The 17,712-nt window shown below is 54.9% G+C and carries 14 protein-coding genes; all 14 read right to left on the bottom strand.

Annotated features, from left to right (window positions below; all coding sequences use genetic code 11):
• Nucleotides 1-19: 19 nt before the first annotated feature.
• On the bottom strand, nt 20-598 hold the full coding sequence (gene pgsA, locus BLV22_RS01195; RefSeq protein WP_091610356.1) for a CDP-diacylglycerol--glycerol-3-phosphate 3-phosphatidyltransferase: 579 nt from the start codon (nt 596-598) through the stop codon (nt 20-22).
• 154 nt (nt 599-752) lie between these two features.
• Complete coding sequence (locus tag BLV22_RS01190; protein ID WP_091610354.1) at nt 753-1,679, bottom strand: helix-turn-helix domain-containing protein; 927 nt, start codon at nt 1,677-1,679, stop codon at nt 753-755.
• 24 nt (nt 1,680-1,703) lie between these two features.
• The gene (locus BLV22_RS01185; protein ID WP_091610352.1) at nt 1,704-2,477 is read right to left on the bottom strand and encodes a DUF3388 domain-containing protein; all 774 of its coding nucleotides are present in this window, start codon (nt 2,475-2,477) and stop codon (nt 1,704-1,706) included.
• A 78-nt stretch (nt 2,478-2,555) separates the two neighbouring features.
• Nucleotides 2,556-3,281, bottom strand: a complete 726-nt coding sequence (ymfI, locus tag BLV22_RS01180; protein ID WP_091610351.1) for an elongation factor P 5-aminopentanone reductase — start codon at nt 3,279-3,281, stop codon at nt 2,556-2,558.
• The gene (yfmH, locus tag BLV22_RS01175; protein WP_091610349.1) at nt 3,274-4,569 is read right to left on the bottom strand and encodes an EF-P 5-aminopentanol modification-associated protein YfmH; all 1,296 of its coding nucleotides are present in this window, start codon (nt 4,567-4,569) and stop codon (nt 3,274-3,276) included. The genes ymfI and yfmH overlap by 8 nt, the downstream gene beginning before the upstream one ends.
• Complete coding sequence (gene yfmF, locus BLV22_RS01170; protein ID WP_091610348.1) at nt 4,550-5,824, bottom strand: EF-P 5-aminopentanol modification-associated protein YfmF; 1,275 nt, start codon at nt 5,822-5,824, stop codon at nt 4,550-4,552. Before yfmF ends, yfmH begins: the two co-directional genes overlap by 20 nt.
• 11 nt (nt 5,825-5,835) lie before the next feature.
• A complete protein-coding gene (locus BLV22_RS01165; RefSeq protein ID WP_091610346.1) occupies nt 5,836-8,217 on the bottom strand; it encodes an FtsK/SpoIIIE family DNA translocase in 2,382 nt (793 codons plus the stop codon).
• A gap of 106 nt (nt 8,218-8,323) precedes the next feature.
• On the bottom strand, nt 8,324-9,988 hold the full coding sequence (locus BLV22_RS01160; protein ID WP_091610344.1) for a ribonuclease J: 1,665 nt from the start codon (nt 9,986-9,988) through the stop codon (nt 8,324-8,326).
• A 264-nt stretch (nt 9,989-10,252) separates the two neighbouring features.
• Entirely contained in the window at nt 10,253-11,125 is an 873-nt protein-coding gene (gene dapA, locus BLV22_RS01155) for a 4-hydroxy-tetrahydrodipicolinate synthase (RefSeq protein WP_091610342.1), read from the bottom strand.
• Between the two features lie 64 nt (nt 11,126-11,189).
• Nucleotides 11,190-12,434, bottom strand: a complete 1,245-nt coding sequence (gene dapG / locus BLV22_RS01150; RefSeq protein ID WP_091610339.1) for an aspartate kinase — start codon at nt 12,432-12,434, stop codon at nt 11,190-11,192.
• Between the two features lie 20 nt (nt 12,435-12,454).
• A complete protein-coding gene (asd, locus tag BLV22_RS01145; RefSeq protein ID WP_091610337.1) occupies nt 12,455-13,501 on the bottom strand; it encodes an aspartate-semialdehyde dehydrogenase in 1,047 nt (348 codons plus the stop codon).
• Between the two features lie 98 nt (nt 13,502-13,599).
• Nucleotides 13,600-14,877 carry a M16 family metallopeptidase gene (locus BLV22_RS01140; RefSeq protein WP_091610335.1) on the bottom strand — a complete coding sequence of 426 codons (1,278 nt, stop codon included), beginning with the start codon at nt 14,875-14,877 and terminating at the stop codon, nt 13,600-13,602.
• 85 nt (nt 14,878-14,962) lie between these two features.
• A complete protein-coding gene (locus tag BLV22_RS01135) occupies nt 14,963-17,065 on the bottom strand; it encodes a polyribonucleotide nucleotidyltransferase (RefSeq protein ID WP_091610334.1) in 2,103 nt (700 codons plus the stop codon).
• A gap of 258 nt (nt 17,066-17,323) precedes the next feature.
• Nucleotides 17,324-17,593 (bottom strand): 30S ribosomal protein S15, encoded by a 270-nt coding sequence (gene rpsO / locus BLV22_RS01130; RefSeq protein WP_091610332.1) that lies wholly within the window; start codon nt 17,591-17,593, stop codon nt 17,324-17,326.
• Nucleotides 17,594-17,712 lie beyond the last annotated feature (119 nt).

Genomic DNA, 17,712 nt, shown 5'->3' with positions numbered 1-17,712 from the left:
CACGTTCCTCCGATACAGCTTACATCGTCTTCATAATCACGGCGCGGTTTTTCCAGAAATAATCGACGCCGGATATGATCGTTAAAATAACAGCAATCCACATGAGCACGTCGCCCGCCGGAAAGCCGGCATAGGAAAATGGAAAGTGATGAAGCAAGAGCACCACGATAGCAACCATTTGGAATGTGGTTTTCCATTTCCCGAGTCCGCTTGCTGCGATAACATTTCCTTCCCCGGCAGCAACCAGCCGGATGCCGGTGACCGCAAATTCGCGGCTTAAAATAATAATTGCCATCCAGGACGCAAGCATGGAAATGTCAATCAGCACAAGCAGCGCCGCCGTAACGAGCAGCTTGTCCGCGAGCGGATCCAGAAACTTGCCAAACGAGGTCACCAGGTTGTACTTTCTTGCAATATAGCCGTCGAGCCAGTCGGAGCCGGCCGCGATCGCAAAGATGACCGCGCCGATGAAATGATGCACCGGCAGATCGGCGTTTCCAACCGGCCAGGTGCCAAACGGAAAAGGCACCAGTACGGCGATTACGAATAACGGAATCATCAACACACGGGCAATTGTAATTTTATTGGGTAAGTTCATCTGCGTCCTCCTACTTGCAAATCGTGCTATTCCGTCCACATTCCAGTCTTTCATATTGTATCACATATCTTTTTTTTCCATGGAACAAAACGCACAATTTGTTTATGGCAAAGCAAAGCCTTCGTTCTGAAAAATTCAGAAGCGAAGGCCGGATTTATTCTTCTGGCACTGCCGTAAATGTAATAACCTGGTGGGTGCCATCTGAAGGATAGGGAAACTCCCGGCCGTTGACGGTCAGCTCCATATTGTTCGTGTTACCGACGTTGACGGTGATTTCTTCTGCCTCGTATGTTTCTTCAAGCTCATCGCCCTCCGCTTGGCTTGCAAACATATCGAGCATCTCACCGTCCGCATCCATTACATCCACGTAGGAGTTGCCGCTGAAGCTCATTGTAAGCTCAAACGCTTCCGCCCCGATCACATCATAGGACGCGTTGTCCCCGTCTGAGGAGGTTTCCTCCAGCTGCACATCGGCGTCCGTGGTTTCCTCTTCTTCAGCGCTTTCGTCTTCTTCCCCGCCGGAGCCCCCGTTATTTTCCGGTGTGTTTTCGGCGCTATCCTCTGCAGCTCCGCTGTCTTCTTCCTCCGGAGAGCCGGACTCAAACTGGACGCCGGTCCCTTCGTCACTCTGCTGCTGAGTCTGCGTATCGCTGCTTACATTTTGAAATAACACCCAGACGCCTGCCCCAATGATAAGAAGAAAAATAAGCGCAAAAATAAAGGGAAGGAAGGATGTTTTTTTCTGTTTCTGCTGCGGCCGTTTCTGCTGCGGCCGCTTCTGCTGGCTTCTGCTTCGCGTCTGCTTCCTTGACGCCCGTGACGGCATCTCTGTCGGCTGCTGCCTTGGGGCCGGCAGTTCATGGCCGTACTTCCGGAAAACGTCCTCGGCATTCAGGCCGAGCGCTTCAGCGTAGCTGCGGATAAACGCCCGGGCATAAAACGCCCCCGGCAGCGCCCCGTAATCACCGGTTTCAATCGCCTGCAAATACCTTCGTTGAATTTTCGTGCGCTGCTGCATCAGCTCGAGGCTTGCTCCCTGGCGCTCGCGTTCACCGCGAAGGTACGGTCCTAACTCTGCCATAACGGCTCACCTGCCTCTTTAACTTTAACTAATATCAAAGGATGAAAATCCGGAATCCACTGTATCGTATGAGATCACCTGGCTTTCATCATTTCTGAGCTCAATCATGCAGTCAAAATCATCCGCCGTATACGATGTTTCGCGGATGAAAATATCCGGATGCTCCACGACTTTGACTGCGGGCAGCCGCATGATCTCCTCCACCAGGTCGCGGTGTTTCCGGGCCGCACGCAGCGTGGTGACAATCCCGTCGATAATAAACACGTGGCTGTTCGTCCGTTCATCTTCGCCGAGCTGGGTGCGCATCGTCTGGCGCAGCAGCGTCGACGATACAAACGTCCAGCGTTTATTGGCACATACGCTTGCAGCCACCAGCGATTCGGTTTTTCCGACTCGCGGCATCCCCCGGATACCGACAAGATAATGACGGTCCTTTTTGAACAGCTCGGCCATAAAATCGACCAGAAGCCCGAGGTCCGGACGCACGAAGCGGAACGTTTTCCGGTCGTCGGCATCACGTTCAATGTAGCGTCCGTGGCGGACAGCGAGCCGCTCGCGGAGTCCCGGCTGTTTGACCTTCCGTACGGAAATGATCTGAATTGTATCAAGGATGGCGCGAAGCCGCTGGATGCGGTCAAAGCTGTCACAGCGCAGAAGCAGCCCACGGCGGTTGCCTTCCACCCCGTTGATGGTCACGATATTGATTGCAAGCATGCCGAGCAGCGAAGAAATATCCCCGAGCAGGCCGGGGCGGTTTTGATGAATTTCGTATTCCACGTACCATTCATTGTTGGCCATCAGACGTCCCCCTCTTTGTCTCTATTGCTTTTATTGTACGTCATTTTTTCCCATTTGAACAGAAGACGCCTGGGGGTTTCAGGACGGAAATAAACCGTCGACGCGGAGTACTTCCCCGTGCACATAAGCGGCGTCCGGCGAGCATAAAAACGCGACCGCACCGGCCACTTCCTCCGGCGTGCCGACCCGCCCGAGCGATACCCGCCCGGCGACCTCCTGCTGTTCTTCCTCCGACAGGTGACCGAGCATCGGAGAAGCAACCGCCCCCGGGGCCACGGCATTCACGCGCACCCCGGAAGGGCCGGTTTCCTTGGCAAGCGACCGGGTGAAGGATTCCATCATGCCTTTGGCCGCCGCATAGGTGGATTCCATCGCCGCCCCCTCCCGGGCCCAGACGGAGCTTACAAAAACGATTGTCCCGCTTCTGGCGGCGAGCATTTCCGGAAGGAGCGCGCGGCTGATGGCAAGCGCGCTCATCGCATTTGTCTGAATAATGGCATTTCGGTGCGCATAGGTGGTTTCCTGAAACAGTATGTATTCCTCCATGCCTGCAGCATGAATATATGTATCGATATTTTTGGGCAGCCGGGCGGTAAACGCCTCCTGGCCTGCCTCGGTGGCAAGGTCGCCGTAAACTGTTTCTGCCTGCTGCCCGTGCTGACGGCAGCGCTCCGCGGTCTGTTCTGCCTTCTCATGTTCCCTGTAATAATGAAGCAGAAGCGGGCGGCCGGAGGCAGCGAGCCGTTCGGCTGCTGCTCCTCCAATCGCTCCGCTTGCTCCGGTAACCAGCGTCCAGTCAGGCATCTGCTTCAGCCTTCTGGTCGATAATCGATGTTGTTCGGTTGTCGATACGGAATTCGCTCTGCAGCAGTCCGGAAATATCGTCAAACGTCACCTGCTGCATAATCTCCACCGCGTCCATCACCGAAGCGCCGTGAAACGCGTAGCGCGTGCCTTCGGTGGCGAGAAATTCGGTGGAATTCAGCTGTTTGACGAGCTGGCCGAGCAGCTTTTTGCGCATCCGTTCAAAGCGCTGTTCGTCCATGCCTTCGGTCTGGGCGTGTTCGATAATGTCGAGCAGCCGCGCCTCGGTCTCTTCCGGCTTCGGCGTGTTGCCGCCGAGCGCCGCGAGTGAAAACGAACGTTCAATCATCGCCTCGCTGGAAAAGCTGTCATCGATCAGCCCTTCAGAGTAAAGCGTTTCATACGCCTCCGAGCCTTCCCCGAACAGCGTTTCAAGCAGCAGCTCGAGCCGGGCTTCCTGATACAGCAGGTTGTCCGTTTCGTTGTGCAGCGACAGCTTGTAGCCGAGAAGCACCTTTGGCAAACGGATGCTCATTTTTTCGACCGCCTTGGAATGAAGCGCTGTCGCCGGCTCATCCACTTCAATACGCTCCACGTGGTCCATCGGTGCAAATTCCTTTTCCGCCTGGTTGCTTCGCACGAGCTCAAAAATCTCCTGCGGCTCCACCGCACCGGCCACGTACAAAATCATGTTGGACGGATGGTAAAACGTATGATAGCACGTGTACAGGTCGTCCTTCGTGATCCGGTTGATGGACTCGGCGGTGCCGGCAATGTCAATCCGGGCCGGGTGGCGGTCATACAGGTTGCCGAGCAGCTGGAAAAACAGCCGCCAGTCCGCATCATCGTCGTACATGCTGATTTCCTGGCCGATAATGCCCTTTTCTTTTTCCACGCTTTCCTCGGTGAAGTACGGGTGCTGCACAAAGTCGAGCAGCGTATGCAGATTCACCGCGGTGTCGTCGGTGCTTGAAAACAAATACGCCGTGCGCGTGAAGGATGTGAACGCATTGGCCGAAGCGCCCTGTTTGCCGAACGTATCGAATACGTCGCCCTCTTCGTCTTCAAACATTTTGTGCTCCAGAAAATGAGCGATGCCGTCCGGCACCTCCACGCTCTGCTTCTGTCCGATCGGAACAAAGGCGTTGTCGATGGAGCCGTAGTCGGTCGTAAAGGTGGCAAACGTTTTACTGAATCCCTGCTTCGGAAGCACGTACACCCGGAGGCCGTTTGGCATGACCTCCGAGTAGACGGTTTCCTGCAGCTGATCATACTGTTGTTTCTGCATCTTTATCTTCCTTTCCGTGTAGGAAAAATACGGTATCAAGTACGATCGAATTAGCGCATGCAAGCACGTCGTCCGCGCTCACCTGCTCAATTTCTTCGATCCATGTTTCAATCGGGCGGACGCGGCCGGCCATTTTCCCCTGAAAATGCAGAGCTGCCAGCCCGCCCGGGGCGTCAGTGGTTTCGCGGATCTGGTTGATGAGCATGCCCTTCGTCTGCGCCAGCAGTTCCTCAGAGACGGGCTCCTGCTGCAACGCCTGCAGCTGTTCGCCGATCACTGCTTTTACCTGCTCGTACTGCTCCTTTTCAATGCCGGTCATCACCATGACCAGCCCTTTCTGGCTTTCGTAGCGGGAAGCGGCGTAATACGCGAGGCTCCGTTTTTCACGCACTTCCTGGAACAGCTTTGAGTGCGGAAAGCCGCCGAACAGGCCGTTCGTTACCTGCATCGCGGCAAACTGCGGATCGTCCTGCGTAATCGTCGTCCGGTAGCCGAGCTGCAGCTTGCCCTGGTGGATGTCATCGGACTCTTCCACGTAGCGTACACGCGGCGGACGTTCTGCGCTGTCTTCGACCGGCGGCAGGCTGCTTCGTTCCGGAAACGGGCCTGTAACCGCCTCGACGTCATACGACTCCACGTCGCCGACCACGTAGACGTCAATCGCGTCTTCAGCGAGAAACTGCTCATACACGTCGTAGAGCTTCTGCTCATCGAGTGCCTCCATCCGGTGGGCGTCACCGAGCGGATGCACCGAATACGCTTCGGCGCTGCACATTTCCTGCACGAGACGCATGTTGGCGTAGCGGTCCTTTTCATCGTAAATCGTATTGATTTTCTGCAGCAGCGTCCGCTTTTCCTCTTCGACAATTTTCGGGTTGAACGCGCGGTTCTCTGCGAGAGGCGCGTGCACCATCTCCGCTAAAAATGCGGTCGCTTCGGCAAACAGGTCCTCCTGCGCCGGCAGAAACTGCTCGTTTACAAACTCCATACGGAAGCTCATCACATGGTAATTGCCGCGTTTGCCGACGTCCACGCTGAACGACGCTCCGTACAGGTCGTCAAGCTTTTCTTTTATATGGGACTGCGACGGGTAGCGCAGGCTCCCTTTTTTCAGCACTCTGGCCAAAAGCGCCCGGCCCGCTGCGGTATGTTCAGACAGCGGGGCGCGGCACTGCATAATGACAGCCGTTGTTTTAAACTGTTTCGTTTGAAATAAATGCACCGGAATATTGGTGTTCGTTGTCACTGGCTGCATCAAAATCCTCCTCAACTATGGTGCGTATCTTCCTTTTCTTCAGCCGGTTCGCTGCTTGTGCCGCGGGTGTCGCCGAGCACTTCGCGCGGCTTGCTGCCGCCGTAGGGCCCGACAATGCCGCGGTCTTCCATTTCATCGATCAGGCGGGCTGCCCGCGTGTAGCCGATACGGAACCGGCGCTGCAGCATTGATACCGATGCGCTCTGCATCTGCAGAATCATATCCACCGCTTCATCAAACAGCTCGTCGCTCGGGCGTTCCGCCTGCGCCGGCTGCTCGTCGGGGATCATTTCCTCCTGGTACTTGGCTTTCTGCTGGGCAACGACCGCCTCTACTACCTCTTCCACTTCATGGTCGGACACAAACGCGCCCTGCACACGGGTCGATTTGTTGGAGCCGATCGGGGAAAACAGCATGTCGCCTTTGCCGACCAGCTTTTCCGCGCCGCCGCTGTCAAGAATCGTCCGGGAGTCCGTCTGGCTCGATACGCCGAATGCAATCCGCGACGGAATATTGGCTTTAATGACCCCGGTAATGACGTCCACGGACGGACGCTGGGTCGCGATAATCATATGAATGCCGGCCGCACGTGCCATCTGGGCAAGACGCGTAATCGCATCTTCCACTTCACTCGAGGCGACCATCATCAGGTCGGCAAGCTCGTCGACAATGACGACAATGTACGGAAGCTCGGGCTGCTTGGCCCCGCCTTTATCGTTCTGCTTCCGGATCCATTCATTGTAGCCTTCAAGGTTTCTCGTGCCGGTGTGCGAAAACAGATCGTAGCGGCGTTCCATTTCGGCCACCACTTTTTTCAGCGCCTGGGCCGCCTTCTTCGGTTCGGTAACGACCGGTGCCATTAGATGGGGCACACCGTTGTATACGTTCAGCTCCACCATTTTCGGGTCAATCATCAACAGTTTTACTTCATGTGGACGCGCGCGCATCAGAATGCTCGTAATGATGCCGTTGATGCAGACACTTTTTCCGCTTCCCGTCGCCCCGGCAACAAGCAGGTGCGGCATTTTATGCAGGGAGGCAAGAATCGGTTCGCCGGAAATATCCCGGCCGAGCGCGACATCAAGCACGTGGTCGTCCTTTTTATCGAGCGACTCAAGCACCTCCCGGAGCGTCACCATCGCCACCTCCTGGTTCGGCACTTCAATGCCGACGGCGGATTTGCCCGGAATCGGCGCTTCAATCCGGATGTCCCGTGCCGCAAGCGCGAGCGCGATATCATCGGAGAGGTTCACAATTTTGCTGACCTTCACCCCGACGGCCGGCTGAATTTCGTATTTGGTTACCGCAGGCCCTAAATGCACCTCTGAGACGTTTGCTTTCACCCCGAAGCTCTGCAGGGTTTCCTCGAGCTTTTTGGCGTTGGCCGAAATCTGCGAACGCTCCTGCTGCTGGTTCTGATTTTTCGGTGCCGACAGCATCGTAAGCGCCGGCAGCTGGTAATTTTTGTTCTCCGTCTCCCCCTCGGTTACGCTCAGCATATCCGAGCGGTCCACGTCAGGTTCAGCTTCGGCCGGAGCCTCCACTGCTTCCGGCGCCGGCGCTTCTTTTTTGCGTGCGGGTTCCTCCGGCTTCGGTGCCTCTTTGGCCGTTGGCGGCTCCTGGTACGCCTGTTCGGTGAACGAAAAGATTTTTGGCTTTTCTGCGCCTTCCTTCGCTTTTTCCGCAGGCGCCTCCGGCTTTTCCTTCTGCTTCGGAGCCGCCTGGGCGGGTGTTTCTTTGTCCCGGACCTCTTTTTGCTTCTTCCGCTCCGCCCGGCGCTGTTTCCCTTTTTCAACCGCCTGGGCTGCCCCCTGCCTGGAGGTGCGGGCCACCCATGCCCCGCCTGTCTGCATTGTATGTTGGAAAGACCACTGCATAAGTAAAAACAGCCCCGCGACCATGAGAAGCACGGACACAATATACGCCCCGGCTGTCCCGATCAGAAAATGAACAGCATCGTAGATAAGAGCGCCGATCATTCCGCCTCCGATAGAGGCTGCTCCGGAGCGGTCGAGCCAGCCGTCACGGCCGAACGTTTCCATAAAAACAGAGACCGCCGGATCGTTGAGGCCCGAAGCCCAGCGTACCTCTGTAAAAAGAAGCACTCCAAGGAAAAGAAGGGCGCCGCCTGTCCACCGCATCGGAAATTGCTTCACGATGTTCCGGTTGATCATCCAGACAGTGGAAAACGCGAGTACGAGCAGGTTCAATATCCACCAGAGGTCTCCGGTGAGCCACTGGGAACCGGAGCGAAGCAGCTGCCCGGCCCACCCCCAGCCGCCGAGCGATATGAGGGCAAGCAGCGCAGCCGCAAGCGCCGGCCATGAAAACGCCGGCTGCCTGTTTCTGTTCGACGAGGTTCGTTTTTTCTTCCGCTTCGCCGTTTTTGCCATGGTTTGGCTCCTTTCTTACCGAAAAAAAACTCTATTCAATAAAACACCCCCTGCCCGCCAAACTGGCTAATGCAGGGGTGTGTCATGGCAAGCTTTTCGCGTGCTTTTAAATTTCCATAATAATCGGCAGAATCATCGGGCGCCGTTTGGTTTTTTCAAACAGAAAACGGCTCATGGAGTCCCGGATGCTGCTTTTGAGCGTCGACCATTCGCTGACATTCTCGCTGATCGATTTTTCAAGGGTTTCGGATACTTTTTTGTGCGCTTTTTCCATCAGCTCTTCGGATTCGCGCACGTAAACGAAGCCGCGGGAAATAATGTCCGGACCGCTTACGATGGTGCCGGATTTTTTGCTGAGCGTCACGACGACAACGAGGATGCCGTCTTCGGACAGCAGGCGGCGATCGCGGAGGACAATGTTGCCCACATCACCGATGCCGAGGCCGTCAATTAAGACGTTTCCGGCCGGTACTTTGCCGGACTTCACGGCTTTGCCTTTGCTGAATTCCACGACTTCCCCTTTATCAAGCAGAAAGACGTTGTTTGGATCCATGCCGGTCTCTTCCGCGAGTTCCCCGTGCACAAACTGCATCCGGTACTCGCCGTGTACTGGAATAAAGTACTGCGGCTTCACCAGGTTCAGCATCATTTTGAGCTCTTCCTGGCGGGCGTGGCCGGAGGAATGCACGTTTTCGCCCATAACGACCTCTGCGCCAATCTGGTAGAGAAAATCGATCGTCTGCGACACCGTTTTTTCGTTCCCGGCTACCGGGTTGGCGGCGATAATAACCATGTCGCCTTCTTCAATGGTTAAATTGTCGTCTTCGCCCTTCGCCATATTCATCAGCGCAGAGACTGGCTCGCCCTGGCTGCCTGTGCACAAAATCGCCACTTTCTTCGGATCCGTATCTTCAACCTGATCGGTTGTAATGAAAATATCGTCTTCGGCATCGAGATACCCGAGCCGGCGCGAAATTTCAATCGTTTTTTCCATCGCCTGGCCATTCACGGCGATTTTGCGGCCGCTTTCCTCCGCTGCCTGGATCACCTGCTGAATGCGGTGAATGTTGGTCGCAAAGGTTGTAATTACGATGCGTCCTTCGGTTTCTAAAAAGATATCCATGATGCCGTTTCCGGCAATCGCTTCCGACGGGCTTACGCCCGGCACTTCAGCGTTAATGCTGTCAGAAAGCAGGCAGAGAACGCCCTTCTTGCCGATCTCGGTCAATTTATCGAGGCTCGTGTACTGCCCGTCGACCGGCGTCTGGTCAAATTTGAAATCGCCGGTGTGGACAATAACGCCCTCCGGCGTCTGTACAACCATGCCGACCGAATCCGGGATGCTGTGGTTGGTGCGGAAGAAGCTTGTCTTCAGCTGACCGGTCTGGATCACACTGTTGTCGTGCACCACCCGGAAATCCGGTTTCTTGCGGAGTCCTTTTTCTTTTACGTACGACTCTACGATGCCAAGCGTAAGCTTGGTGCCGTAGATCGGCACGTGCACCTGGCGGAGAATGTAGGTCAAAGCTCCGATATGGTCTTCGTGTCCGTGGGTCAAAAAGATCCCGCGGAGTTTTTCTTTGTTCTGGGTTAAATATGAAATATCCGGAATGACGATATCAATTCCGAGCATGTCATCTTCTGGAAACATTAGTCCTGCGTCTATGACAATCATGTCCTGTTCTGATTCTATAACGTACATATTTTTTCCGATTTCCCCGATGCCGCCAAGGGAAAAAACACGAACGTTACCATTCGCTTGTGTGGCCAAAGTATATTTCCTCCTAAATTAAAAATGAATTATTGCTGACGTCGATTTACGGCCCCAAAAAGAAACATTTTTCCCTTTGAGTGAATGGTTTCCGCACAAATCACTTATACTCAGTATAACCCAGGCGGTTTTTGAAATACAAGAGAAACTATTGCGCCCAAGCATTTTGAGCGGCCTCGCACCAGCGATTTCCCCTTCACTTTTCTATGTATATAAAACGGGACACCGGCAGCGGGGCTGCCGGTGTCCTGATAGAAATAACCGTTAGGAAGCGGCGGTAAACCACTGCTCAAGCTGGCGGATTTCGGCATCCGTCAGCGGCACGAGCGGCAGCCGCGTATAGCGTCCGGTAACGCCCATCTGTTCAAGCATAGCCTTTACCGGAGACGGGTTCGGAGCCATAAAGCAGGCCCGCATCTTCGGAAGGAGCGTCCGGTGCGCTTCTGCCGCCCGCTGCACGCGTCCCGAAAAGAAATCCGTCATCATCTGCTGCAGATCCTCCCCGGCAATGTGCGCCGCCACGGACACTACGCCGTCGCCGCCGACCGAAAGCGTCGGGAGCGTCAGCGAATCATCGCCGCTGAACAGCTGGAAATCCTTCGGCGCAGAAGACAGAAAGTGCGAAATCTGATCAAGGTTCCCGCACGCCTCTTTCACCGACGTAATGTTGGAGATCTCCGCAAGCCGTAGCAGCGTTTCCGGCAGCAGATTGACGATACAGCGCCCCGGAATATTATAAATCATCAAGGGCAGCGTCGTGGCTGCGGCAATCCGCTGAAAGTGCTGATACATGCCTTCCTGGTTCGGCTTGTTGTAATACGGAGTTACCGCCATCAGGCCGTCAATCCCGATCTTTGTCGCTTCATTCGCCAGGTCGGCGGAGTACGCCGTGTTGTTCGTACCGACGCCGCCTATCACATCCATCCGGCTGCCGGCAATGTCTTTCACCCGGCGGAACAGCTGCAGCTTCTCTTCACTGCTGAGCGTCGGGGATTCTCCGGTCGTACCGGCTACAACGACGCCGTCGCTTTTTGTCGCAATCAAATGCTCCGTCAGCTGCTCGACTTGCTCCCAGTGAATGTCGCCATTTTCATGAAAAGGTGTAACCATTGCTGTAAGTAACTGTCCAAAAGCCATAGGTCGGCTCCTTTCTCTCATCTGCAGGGAATCGGTGCGGATCGTGATGAGACTCTGCAGCTTACTAGGAAACAGATGGGGGGCGTACGCCGGCACGCCCGAGATCAAATACGCGGTGAAGGGCGGACACTGCTTTATCCGTATCCTGTTCACGCACAAGCGCCCAGATGGTCGTATGCGAATCCGCCGACTGTAAAATCGGCACCCCGGCTTCCGACAGAGCGGTAACAATTTTAGATGCAACCCCCGGTACGCCCGTCATGCCGGCGCCGACGACGCTGACTTTGGCGCAGTGCGTCACCGCCGAAATGCTCCAGCCGTCTTCTTCAAGGGCATCGACCGCTATTTTTGCATGCGGATCCGGCACGGTGAACACGGCGCTTGCTGGCCCGATATTAATAAAATCCACACTCAAACCGAGACTTTCCATCCGCTGAAACACGCGGGCATGCATGTCTTCTGACTGCTCCGGGTCCGCCGCGACGCTGATCTGGGTGAGCGACGGAATGTGGGCAATGCCGGTAATCAGGCGTTCAGCCACCTCCCGGCCCGGGGCACCGCCGAGCATGGACGTAATCAGCGTGCCCGGCTCTTTGGTCGACGTCGACCGGATACGGATCGGGACTTTCCCCTGCATCGCAATTTCAACCGCACGGGGGTGAATAACCTTCGCCCCCTGGTACGCCATGTTGCAGATTTCCTGATAGGTGACGGTGGAAAGCAGTCTCGCGTCTTCCACTACCCGGGGGTCTGCCGTCATCATGCCTTCGACGTCGGTAAAAATGTCCACCCATTCCGCCTTCAGGGCCGTGCCGAGCGCAGTCGCCGACGTATCGCTGCCGCCTCGTCCGAGCGTTGTCACCATACCTTCCTCGCTGACGCCCTGAAATCCGGTAACGACAACAGCGTCGTGGGTGGCAAGCAGCTCTTCCACTTTTTCCGTGCGCATATCGATGATTTTGGCGCTGCCGTGATTGCTGTCGGTAATAAACCCGGCCTGCGCCCCGTTTAAGGCAGCTGCCTTCAGCTGCTTCGAGCGCAGAAGCTCCGTAAACACAACAGCGGAGATGGTTTCCCCGCACGACACCAGCAGGTCGCGCTCGGCTCCGCCTTCTCCCGGCGCGCTTTCATCGATCAGGCTGAGAAGGGTATCGGTGGCGTAAGGATCCCCGCTCCGCCCCATGGCAGAAACGACAACCACCACCTTATAGCCTTCACGAACCGCGTCTTCGATATGGCCGGCGGCCTGCTCGCGCAGTTCCTTCGTTTTTACAGACGTACCGCCAAATTTTTGAACGATTATATTCATCGGTCCGGCTCCCTCACAGGTTATTTGATCAGATTAAGGCGGATCAGGCTTTCGGCAATCTGTACCGAGTTATACGCGGCACCTTTTAAGAGATTATCCGATACAACCCAGAAATGGTATGCGTTTTCGCGGTCAAGGTCGCGGCGGATACGGCCGACAAATACATCCGGCAGGCCGACGCTGTTAACAGCCATCGGGTACACCTGGTTGGACGGATCGTCCTGAAGGGTGATGCCTTCGCCTTCGGACAGCGTCTGCTGCAGCTCTTTGACATCCGGATTGCCGGTTTCTGTTTCAATATACACCGACTCCGAGTGCCCGGTGGCAACCGGAAGACGTACGCACGTCGCTGCTACAGGCAGGTCGTCCATATGAAGAATTTTTTTCGTTTCATTGATCATTTTCATTTCTTCAAACGTATAGCCGTTGTCCTGGAACTTGTCGATCTGCGGGATCGCATTGAAAGCGATCTGGTAGTGCTTTTCATCACCGCTGACCGGCATAAGGTTAGCTTCAGCTTCTTCACCGTTCAGCACTGCGGCCGACTGGGTGTTCATTTCCTCGACCGCGTCAAGCCCGGCACCGGAGACGGCCTGATACGTGGAGACGATCACTTTTTTCAGCCCGTATTTCTGACGGATCGGCTCAAGTGCCACTGCCATCTGGATCGTCGAGCAGTTCGGGTTCGCGATAATGCCATTGTGGTTGTGCAGGTCTTCTTCATTCACTTCCGGCACGACAAGCGGGGTGTCCGGGTCCATCCGGTAGGCGCTCGTGTTATCGACGACAACCGCCCCCCGTTTAACCGCTTCGGGAGCCAGCGCTTTGGATATGGAGCCGCCCGCGGAAAATAAGGCGATCTGAACCCCTTCAAACGATTCCGGTGTTGCTTCTTCGAGCGTGTATTCCCGGCCTTTAAACGTCATTTTTTTACCGGCGGAGCGGCTCGAGGATAACAGCTTCAGCTCTCCAACGGGGAAATTTTTATTTTCTAAAGTTTTCAGCATCTGCTGGCCAACGGCGCCGGTTGCGCCTACGACCGCTACAGTATATGTTTCGTTAGACATGTTCATTCTCCCTTTCTGGTTCATCCATTTCACATTTATTAAAACAAACTTTGCTTTATTTTACCACACTTGTCAGCACTGAAAAGGGCAATTCTGGCTTATTCTTCGATACTCACGCTGAAATTGGAGCTGTTTTTCTTCAATAGCTCCGGCAGATGGCCATTTGGCTGGATAAGTGAGGCGCTCGGCGGCGTCTGCATCATCGCCCGTCCCCGCTCCTCGACGTGTTCGAGCTGCACACGGCTGAGCCTGTCCAGGGTTTCATCGATGCCGGGGTGCCGGCCAAACAGCATTTCATTTCGTGCGTTCCGGGCCATGCGGGCTGCTGACGACTCCAGCCCCAGTACAAAAGCCGATTTCAGCTGCGACCGGTGGTTTTCAATCTCCGTTTCTTTAATGTTTCCGGCGGATAAACGTTCAAACAGTCCATCAATTGTCTCGAGCAGCTCTTCCACCCGCTCTGGAGCCGCCGCGCTGTAAATCGTATGAAAGCCAGTACGTTCAAAGGCTTCAAACGAAGAAAAAATGGAATATGCCAGCCCCCGGTCCTCCCGGACTTCCTGAAACAGGCGGCTGCTCATGGAACCGCCGAGCAGGTTATTCCAGAGTACTTCCGCAAAATAATGGTCATGAAAGCGGGAAACACCCGGGAAGCCCAGACACAGGTGGGCCTGTTCGGTTTCCCTGTGTTTCACTTCTCTTCCCGGCACAAACACAGCCCGCTCCTCCCGGTTTGCCGCCCGGCGCCCATGGCCCCAGCCGGCAAATAAACGTTCAAGGCAGGCTAGCAGCTCCCCGCTCACATTACCCGCAGCCGAAATAACAATTCGCTCCGGCGTGTAATGATCATGAAAAAAATCAAGCAGGCGCTCCCGGGTTATCTCACGGAGCACCGGCCTCGTGCCGAGAATCGGGCGGGCCAGCGGATGACTGCCGTAGGAAGCCTGCCAGAGCATATCGTGAATGATGTCATCCGGCGTATCCTCCACCATGCTGATTTCCTCCAAAATCACGTTCCGTTCTTTTTCCACGTCCTCCGGATCAAAGCGGGAATGAAAAAACATATCGGCAAACACTTCGGCCGTCTGTTCCGCGTGTTCATCGAGCACCGTTGCCTGCAGGCAGGTGGTGTCCTTCGCCGTAAAGGCTTCCATTTCTCCGCCGATACGATCAAAATAGCCGGCAATATCTGCCGCACTCCGTTCGGATGTACCTTTAAACAGCATATGTTCAATAAAATGAGCCATGCCGTTTTCATCTGCCCGTTCCTGTCTCGACCCTGCATCTATCCACAGGCCGAGCGACACCGAGCGCACGTGTGGAATCTGCTCTGACACCAGCCGCACTCCGTTCGGAAGATATTTCGTTTCCACCATCTGCTTGAGCCTCCTTCTTTTATTCTCTCTATATTTATAAAAAAAAGGACCTGGAAATCCAAGTCCCTGCTGATCTATAGCTGGATTACTGAGAAGATGTGTCGGAGCTTTCTTTCGCAAGCAACGCTTTTCTCGATAAGTTAATCCGTCCCTGATTGTCTATTTCTGTTACTTTGACCATAACTTCGTCCCCGATAGAGACAACGTCTTCCACTTTGTTCACACGCTCGTGGTTCAGCTGGGAAATGTGGACGAGGCCTTCTTTTCCTTTAAACAGCTCCACGAAGGCGCCAAACTTCTCGACGCGTTTGACCTTTCCTAAATACGTCTCGCCCGGCTCTACTTCACGAATTAAATCTTCAATGACTTTTTTCGCTTCCTCGTTCTTATCCTGCTCGGTCGAGGAAATAAAGACAGTGCCGTCCTGCTCGATATCAATTTTCACGCCGGTATCTTCAATAATCTGATTGATCGTTTTCCCGCTCGGGCCGATCACATCACGGATTTTATCCGGCTTGATTTGCATGGACATAATTTTTGGCGCATACGGGGAAAGCTCGCCGCGTGTCTCGCTGATCGTAGCGAGCATGTTTTCGAGTACTTTCATGCGTGCAACCTTTGCCCGTTTGAGGGCAAATTCGAGCACTTCGCGGTCAATACCCGCCAGTTTGATATCCATTTGCAGCGCCGTTACGCCGTCTGCCGTTCCGGCTACTTTAAAGTCCATGTCGCCGAGAGCGTCTTCCATGCCCTGAATGTCGGTTAACACGGCCAGGTCGTCGCCTTCTTTCACAAGACCCATCGCAATACCGGCAACCGGCGATTTGATCGGCACACCGGCGTCCATCATGGCAAGCGTGCTCGCGCAGATGCTCGCCTGGGAGGTGGAACCGTTGGACTCAAGCACTTCGGACACCAGGCGGATCGTGTACGGGAATTCCTCCTCGGAGGGCACGACCTTTTCCAGGGCGCGTTCGCCGAGAGCACCGTGTCCGATTTCCCGCCGGCCCGGCCCGCGGATCGGACCGGTTTCCCCGACACTGAAGTTCGGGAAGTTATAGTGGTGCAAAAACCGCTTCGATGTTTCGGTGCCGAGGCCGTCGATGATCTGCACCTCTCCGAGAGCGCCGAGCGTGCAGATGCTGAGCGCCTGCGTCTGGCCGCGGGTGAACAGACCGGAGCCGTGCGTGCGCGGCAGAATGTCCACCTCGGACGTCAACTGACGGATGTCATCCGGACCGCGTCCGTCCGGGCGTATATGCTCTTCCGTAATCAGGCGGCGGAATTCTGCTTTGACAAGCTTTTCAAAGATGTCTTTTACTTCGCTATGCTGTTCCTCATCTTCATACGGCTCGGAGATCTGCGTTTTCAGCTCCTGGATGGCCACGTCGCGTTCTTTTTTATCCTTGACCATTACTGCTTCCTTCACGGAGTCCTGAAACTGGCTGCGGATCGTTTCTTCGAGGTCTTTATCCGTCTGGGACAGCTGTACTTCCATTTTCTCCTGGCCGAGTTCACTGATGATGCCTTCCTGGAATTCCACCAGGCGCTTGATTTCTTCATGGCCGAACATAATGCCTTCAAGCATCGTTTCCTCCGGCACTTCGTCCGCTCCGGCTTCCACCATGTTGATGGCGTCTTTCGTGCCGGCAACCGTCAGTTCAATATCGCTTCTCGCCGCTTCGGATTCCGAAGGATTGACGACAAATTCGCCGTCGACCCGACCGATCACAGCACCCGAAACCGGACCGTAAAACGGAATGTCCGACAGGGAGAGAGCGAGCGACGAGCCGACCATAGCCGCAATTTCCGGGGAGGCGGACTGGTCCACGCTCATCACCATGTTGATTACCTGCACATCATTACGGAAGCCGTCCGGGAAAAGCGGGCGGATCGGACGGTCAATCAGACGGCTGGTTAAAACCGCTGTTTCGCTTGGCCGTCCTTCGCGCTTAATAAAACCGCCGGGAATTTTCCCTGCCGCATACAGCCGCTCTTCGTAATTTACCGTAAGAGGGAAGAACGGAAGATCCTTTGGTTCCTTTGAAGCCGTCACGGTGGAGAGCACCACGGTGTCTCCGTAGCGGATCATGACCGCTCCGTTTGCCTGTTTCGCAATGTGGCCTGTTTCGACGGTCAGCGTCTGCCCCGCCCATTCAATTGAGTATGTTTTCTTTTCTTGTTCCAAATTTCAGGACCTCCTATACGTTTTTTCACGTATACGTCTGCCTGTCCGGATATAAATATTCCATCCCGCCGGTACTGCCTCCTGGCAGGAAACCCTTTCGTGCGCACAAGCTTAGCGCGGAAGCCTCCGCTGCTTACGCGCTAAGCTTGTGAGATGTGCGTAAGGGATCATTCATACCGCACAGACGCATACGTTATGCACATGGTTGTTTTTAGGTAAGAGAAAAAGCGGGAGATACCTCCCGCTTCCCAGTCATTCTTAACGGCGCAAGCCGAGTTTATTAATGATATCGCGGTAACGCGTAACATCCTGATTACGAACGTACGTTAACAGGTTACGGCGCTTACCAACCATTTTTAAAAGCCCGCGGCGGGAATGGTGGTCCTTTTTATGCTCACGCAGGTGTTCGTTCAACGAAACGATCTGCTCCGTCAAAATAGCGATCTGCACTTCCGGGGAACCGGTGTCGCCTTCATGTGTTTTGTACTCTTCGATCAACTCTGATTTACGCTCTGGTGTTAAAGCCATTCAGTCGACCTCCTTTTGTTATTTTGTTTCAACCATTTCCTCGCAAGCCGCAGGAGGCGCGTGCAAGCCAAGAAGTGGTTTCCATACATCAACCATCTTACCTTTTGAGCAGGAAAAAC

The sequence above is a fragment of the Marinococcus luteus genome, assembly GCF_900106595.1.
Taxonomy (GTDB): domain Bacteria; phylum Bacillota; class Bacilli; order Bacillales; family Marinococcaceae; genus Marinococcus; species Marinococcus luteus.
Note: the sequence above shows the minus strand (reverse complement) of the source record. Positions and strands in the feature narration are given on the sequence as shown.